This window comes from Limnohabitans sp. (assembly GCF_044361985.1).
GTDB lineage: Bacteria > Pseudomonadota > Gammaproteobacteria > Burkholderiales > Burkholderiaceae_C > Limnohabitans_A.
The window spans coordinates 1-6,313 of the sequence record NZ_JBIKHV010000114.1 but is presented as its reverse complement, the minus strand read 5'-3'; the positions used below and the strand labels follow the sequence as shown (position 1 = coordinate 6,313).

Annotated in this window: 5 protein-coding genes and 2 rRNA genes; all 7 read left to right on the top strand. The window is 57.7% G+C overall.

All coding sequences use genetic code 11. The annotated features are described in order from the left end of the window. Positions 1–110 (top strand): 23S ribosomal RNA (locus ACIQ3A_RS13225); the annotation flags it as partial. 162 nt (positions 111–272) lie between these two features. Further along, a 5S ribosomal RNA gene (rrf, locus tag ACIQ3A_RS13220) occupies positions 273–385 on the top strand. 203 nt (positions 386–588) lie between these two features. Then, positions 589–2,922, top strand: coding sequence for a bifunctional salicylyl-CoA 5-hydroxylase/oxidoreductase (locus ACIQ3A_RS13215; protein ID WP_396432195.1), 2,334 nt, complete (start codon positions 589–591; stop codon positions 2,920–2,922). Between the two features lie 44 nt (positions 2,923–2,966). Further along, a complete protein-coding gene (locus ACIQ3A_RS13210) occupies positions 2,967–3,803 on the top strand; it encodes an SDR family NAD(P)-dependent oxidoreductase (protein WP_396432194.1) in 837 nt (278 codons plus the stop codon). Then, on the top strand, positions 3,800–4,309 hold the full coding sequence (locus tag ACIQ3A_RS13205) for a MarR family winged helix-turn-helix transcriptional regulator (RefSeq protein WP_396432193.1): 510 nt from the start codon (positions 3,800–3,802) through the stop codon (positions 4,307–4,309). Before ACIQ3A_RS13210 ends, ACIQ3A_RS13205 begins: the two co-directional genes overlap by 4 nt. Continuing rightward, positions 4,306–5,166 carry an enoyl-CoA hydratase family protein gene (locus tag ACIQ3A_RS13200; RefSeq protein WP_396432192.1) on the top strand — a complete coding sequence of 287 codons (861 nt, stop codon included), beginning with the start codon at positions 4,306–4,308 and terminating at the stop codon, positions 5,164–5,166. The genes ACIQ3A_RS13205 and ACIQ3A_RS13200 overlap by 4 nt, the downstream gene beginning before the upstream one ends. Positions 5,167–5,168: 2 nt before the next feature. Continuing rightward, a partial coding sequence (locus ACIQ3A_RS13195) for an acyl-CoA dehydrogenase family protein (protein WP_396432191.1) occupies positions 5,169–6,313 on the top strand: 1,145 nt, incomplete at its 3' end.

The following is a 6,313-nucleotide window of genomic DNA, read 5'->3' as shown; positions in this document are numbered from 1 at the left end:
CCTTGAGCCCCCTAAAGAGTCGTTCAAGACCAGGACGTTGATAGGTCAGGTGTGGAAGCGCAGTAATGCGTTAAGCTAACTGATACTAATTGCTCGTGAGGCTTGACCCTATAACTTTGATCACACGTCGCAAGATGTGCATTGGTCAAGGAAGTTATGCCAAGTTGACGCATTCAAAAAAGGTCGAAAGGCCTGAGCGTAAGCTCTAAAAATCTGATTCGAAACTCTATGAATTCGTTGTCTTGACCTGGTCAAGATGACAACAAGTTATGCCTGATGACCATAGCAAGTTGGTACCACTCCTTCCCATCTCGAACAGGACCGTGAAACGACTTAGCGCCGATGATAGTGCGGGTTCCCGTGTGAAAGTAGGACATCGTCAGGCTTCTAACAGCCCTTAACGCCCCACCAATCGGTGGGGCGTTTTGCTTTGTGCAAAGCATCCTCCCCAGCACTACTCCTCTCTCCATAACACTCTATTACGGGTTACTACGTGGTTGACCGCGTTTGCTGTTTCGTAAATACTTCAGGCTTCAACTTTATAGGCCTTAACCAGAAATCATAAGGCCGACAGCTAAGAGAGCAGACATGAAAATCATATCCATTGGTGGTGGTCCTTCCGGCCTGTACTTTGCCTTGCTCATGAAAAAACTGGGCCCGCACCACGACATCACAGTGGTTGAGCGGAACAAGCCTTACGACACGTTTGGTTGGGGCGTGGTGTTCTCTGACCAGACACTGGACAACATGCGCCAGTGGGATATCGAAACCGCTAACGAAGTCCAACAGGCCTTCAACCACTGGGATGACATTGAGCTGCATTTCAAAGACCAGGTGATCCGTTCCGGTGGCCATGGTTTTGTGGGCATTGGACGCAAAAAATTACTGAATATCTTGCAGGTGAGATGTGAAGAGTTGGGGGTCAAGTTACTGTTTGAGCAGGATGTGCAATCCGATCTGGACTTTCCCGATGCCGATCTGATCATCGCGAGTGACGGCGTCAACTCTCGTGTGCGCAGTCGCTTGTCGGATGTTTTCAAGCCCGACATCGTGACACGGCCCAATCGATTCATCTGGCTGGGCACCAACCGACAATATGACGCGTTCACTTTCTTGTTCGAGAAGACCGAGCACGGTTGGTTTCAGGCACACGTCTACAAGTTTGACAACCAGACATCGACTTTCATCGTCGAGTGTCCTGAGCATGTCTGGCTCGCGCATGGCCTGGACAAAGCCGATCAGGATGAATCCATCGCGTTTTGTGAACAGCTCTTTGCAAAGAACCTTCAAGGCGAAAAATTGATGACCAACGCCCGCCATTTGCGGGGCTCAGCCTGGTTGAATTTTCAGCGTGTCAAGTGCGCCCAATGGTCTACTTTCAACGGCAACAGCCAAGTGGTGCTGATGGGCGATGCGGTCCACACGGCACACTTTGCCATCGGCTCGGGTACCAAGTTGGCACTTGAAGATGCCATTGAATTGGTCCGTCAATTCAAAACACTGGGAGACACCCCAGATCGAATTCCAGACGTATTGCAGCACTACCAAAAGGTTCGAGAGATTGATGTGATCCGCTTGCAAAACGCGGCCTGGAATGCCATGGAGTGGTTCGAGGTGTGTGGCGAGCGTTATTGCGACCAGTTGGCACCCGAGCAACTCATGTATTCCATGCTCACACGTAGCCAGCGCATCAGCCATGAAAACCTGCGACTGCGTGACAAAAAATGGCTAGAGGGCTATGAGGCCTGGTTTGCCGGTCGCACCGCTACGCCCGGCATACGCCCTCCCATGTTCACGACCTACACGCAACGCTCGGTCACACTCAAAAACCGCATTGTGGTTTCGCCTATGGCGCAATACGCAGCGGTGGATGGTCGTGCGGCCGATTACCACCTAGTTCATTTGGGGGCACGCGCCATGGGAGGAGCCGGGCTGGTGATGGTCGAGATGACCGCACCCAGTGCGGATGGCCGCATCACACATGGCTGCCCAGGCTTGTGGAATGACCAGCAAACACAAGACTTTCAGCGCATCACACACTGGGTGCACACCCAAAGCGATGCCAAAATTGGCCTGCAGATCGGCCATGCCGGACCCAAAGGTTCAACCTGCCGCCCCTGGCAAGGTTTGGGCATGGACCAGCCAATGGCAGCAGACGATGCAGAAGGCAACTGGCCCCTGATCGCCGCATCAGCCATGCCGTACCTTCAACACGGTGATGTGCCGCGCGCCATGAACCGGTCCGATATGGAACAAGTCACAACTGACTTTGTAAATGCCACGCAACGTGCAGCCATGGCTGGGTTTGACTGGTTGGAGTTGCACTGCGCCCACGGCTACCTGTTGTCAAGCTTCATCAGCCCGCTGACCAATTTGCGAACTGATGAGTACGGCGGTTCCATGGAAAATCGGCTGCGCTATCCACTCGAAGTGTTTTCTGCTGTGCGCAAAGTCTGGCCCGAACACTTGCCCATGTCGGTGCGCATTTCCGCGAACGACTGGGTCGAAGGAGGTATTACGCCGGCCGATGCAGTTGATATCGCGCGCGCCTTCAAGGCCGCAGGGGCTGACATGATCGACTGCTCATCCGGGCAAGTCAGTGCGCTGCAAAAGCCCACCTACGGCCGCATGTACCAGACGCCATTTGCCGATCGCATCCGTCAAGAAGCCGGTATCGCCACGATTGCCGTGGGGGCGATCTCTGAGGCCGACCATGTCAACAGCATTTTGGCCGCTGGCCGTGCCGACCTGTGCGCGGTAGCACGCCCGCACCTGGCCAACCCGGCTTGGACCTTGACCGAGGCGGCACGCATAGGCTTCACTGACGTAACTTGGCCGCAAGCCTATGTTTCAGGCAAACCGCAACTCGAAGCAGGATTTGCCCGCGAACGTGCCTTGCAAAGCGCCACCAAAGGAGATTGACGTGGCGCGTACTGCCCTTGCCGCCTCACAAGCACCATCACAGAATGGAAGCTTCCATATCAGGTGCAGCGGTGCTGCCCAAGAGTGCCATGTTGCATAACCGTCACGCACTCATCACTGGCGCCGGCGCCGGCATTGGTGCGGCCATTGCCCTGACATTGGCACAGGCGGGTTGCCGTCTCACCTTGTGCGGTCGTACCCAAGACAAGCTACAGGCTCAGGCCGAGGTCTTGCGAAAACACGTGCCTGCTGTGGCCGTGTTCATTGCCCTGATGGATGTGGGTGACGAGCCCTCCGTTCAGGCCGCCGTGCAGCAAGCGCAGGCCAGGTTTGGTCCCGTGAACATTTTGGTGAACAACGCCGGGCAAGCTCAAAGCCAGCCCTTTGCAAAGACCGACGCGGCCCTTTGGCACCAGATGATCAACGTGAACCTCACGGGCACCTACCACTGCATCCAGGCGGTGCTGCCAGGCATGCTGGAAGCTGCCAGTGGCGGCACACCTGGGCGCATCATCAACATCGCCAGCACGGCAGGTTTGAAGGCTTATGCCTACGTGAGTGCTTATGTCGCCGCCAAGCACGGTGTCGTCGGGTTGACAAAAGCACTGGCATTGGAGTTGGCTCGCAAGGGCATCACGGTGAACGCAATTTGTCCAGGCTACACCGAGACCGACATCGTGCGCGAGGCCGTGCAAAACATCATGGCCAAAACAGGCAAAAGCGAAGCCCAGGCGGGTCAGGCCTTGGCGGCTGGCAACCCTCAGCAGCGTCTGGTGCAAGCACACGAAGTTGCGCAAAGTGTGCTGTGGTTGTGCGCTCCGGGCAGTGACGCCTTGAACGGGCAAGCCATCGGCATCGACGGTGGAGAGTTGGCCGGATGAGCGACCTGCAGATCACGGGCCAAAACATGACCGACATGGAGGTGCGCGCACATGCCGATCACCATGCCTCCTTGCGTTTGTGGCTGCGTCTGTTGTCGGCCACCACACGCATTGAAGACACGATTCGCCAACGCTTGCGCGAACAGTTTGGCATCACCTTGCCCCGCTTTGACCTGATGGCCCAACTCGAACGAGAGCCACAAGGCCTTTCCATGAGCGAGTTATCGCGCCGCATGATGGTGACCGGTGGCAACGTGACCAGCATCGTGGATCAGCTCGAGAAAGAACAACTGGTACGTCGGCAGATGCAAATGACAGACAGACGCTCATTCACAGTCAGCCTGACCGGTGCCGGGCGCAGCGTGTTCTCTGCCATGGCCCAGGCCCATGAAGGCTGGGTGATTGAGCTGCTGGCACCCATGAATGAGTCTGAGCAGGAAAGCCTGCACAACCTGCTGGGCACCTTGAAGTCCGGCCACCCAAAATTTCCGAAGGAGACCCCATGACCCCACGCTATTTGCCAGGCCAGCCACAGCAGCTGCCGCGTCACAACCAAGCCATGTCGGGTTACCAGCCTGAGCACTTTTTGCTGGACGTCAAAGCTGGCGTGGCCACGGTCACCCTGAACCGACCTGAACGCAAAAATCCCCTGTCGTTTGACTCGTATGCCGAGCTGCGCGACTTCTTTCGTGCATTGGTCTATGCGACCGATGTTCATGCTGTGGTCATCACGGGTGCAGGAGGTAATTTTTGTTCGGGTGGTGATGTGCATGAAATCATTGGCCCACTGACCCAGTTGGACATGCCGGGCCTATTGAGCTTCACGCGCATGACGGGCGATCTGGTCAAGGCCATGCGTGCCTGCCCGCAACCCCTGATCGCAGCCATCGATGGCGTGTGCGCGGGCGCGGGCGCGATTTTGGCCATGGCCTCGGACCTGCGCTACGGCACCGAGCGCAGCAAAACCTATTTTTTGTTCAACAAGGTGGGCCTGGCCGGGTGCGACATGGGGGCGTGCGCGCTGCTGCCACGCATCATTGGCCAGGGACGTGCCAGCGAACTGCTTTTCACGGGTCGTGGCTTGGGTGCGGCTGAAGCCGAGCGCTGGGGTTTTTACAACCGGGTGTGCGCTGCCGATGCCTTGCTGGCTGATGCCCAGGCCATTGCCGCACAACTGGTGTCCGGCCCAACGTTTGCCAACGGCATGACCAAAAAAATGCTTCAGCAGGAATGGAACATGGGGGTGGACGAAGCCATTGAAGCCGAAGCCCAGGCCCAAGCCATCTGCATGGCCACCAACGATTTTCACCGGGCCTACCATGCCTTTGTGGCCAAGCAGACGCCTGTGTTTGGAGGAGATTGAAAATGCGTCAACACCCCGCCGAGCTGGACTGGCCGTTCTTTGAGGACAGTCACCGGACATTCAAATCAAAGCTGGACATTTGGTGTGGCGAGCACCTGGCTCACGCACACCATGACGAAAGCCGTGATGCGGTGGACGCCGAATGCGTTCGCCTGGTGCGCTTGCTCGGCAGCGGCGGCTGGCTCAAGCATGCCGTCGCAGGCAAGGCTTACGGCGCGGCATCCGATGCGATCGACACCCGCCAGCTTTGCCTGCTGCGCGAAACGCTGGCGTTTCACAACGGCTTGTCCGATTTCGCTTTTGCCATGCAAGGCCTGGGCACGGGGGCCATCAGCCTGATGGGCACACCAGCGCAAAAGCAGCGCTATCTGCCGCGCGTGGCCTCGGGGCAGGCACTGTCGGCGTTTGCCTTGAGCGAGCCCGATGCGGGCTCCGACGTGGCCGCCATGCAGTGCAGCGCGACAGCCACGGCAGAAGGCCATGTCCTCAATGGCCGGAAAACCTGGATCTCGAACGGTGGCATTGCAGACTTTTATGTGGTGTTTGCCCGCACGGGTGAAGCCCCCGGCGCGCGCGGCATCTCTGCGTTCATCGTTGATGCCGACACCCCGGGCCTGTCCATCGAAGAGCGCATCGACGTCATCGCTCCGCACCCGTTGGCGACCTTGAAATTTGACAACTGCAAGCTCGGGCCGGAGCAACGCATTGGTGAGCCCGGCCAGGGCTTCAAGGTGGCGATGGCCACGTTGGATGTATTCCGTACCTCGGTGGCGGCGGCGGCTTTGGGTTTTGGGCGACGTGCGCTGCACGAGTCCATCGCCTGGGCGCGTTCACGCAAGATGTTTGGCCAGAGCCTGGGTGATTTCCAGATCACCCAGACCAAGATCGCCCAGATGGCCACGATGCTTGACGGAGCCACCTTGCTGACTTACCGCGCCGCCTGGTTGCGCGATCAAGGTCAGCGCATCACCCGTGAAGCGGCCATGGCCAAGATGACCGCGACTGAAAACGCGCAACAAATCATCGATATGGCCGTGCAGATGCACGGCGGCATGGGGGTCAAAAAAGGCGTGATGGTGGAGTCGCTGTACCGTGAAATTCGGGCCTTGCGCATCTACGAAGGTGCCACCGAAGTGCAGCAGCTGAT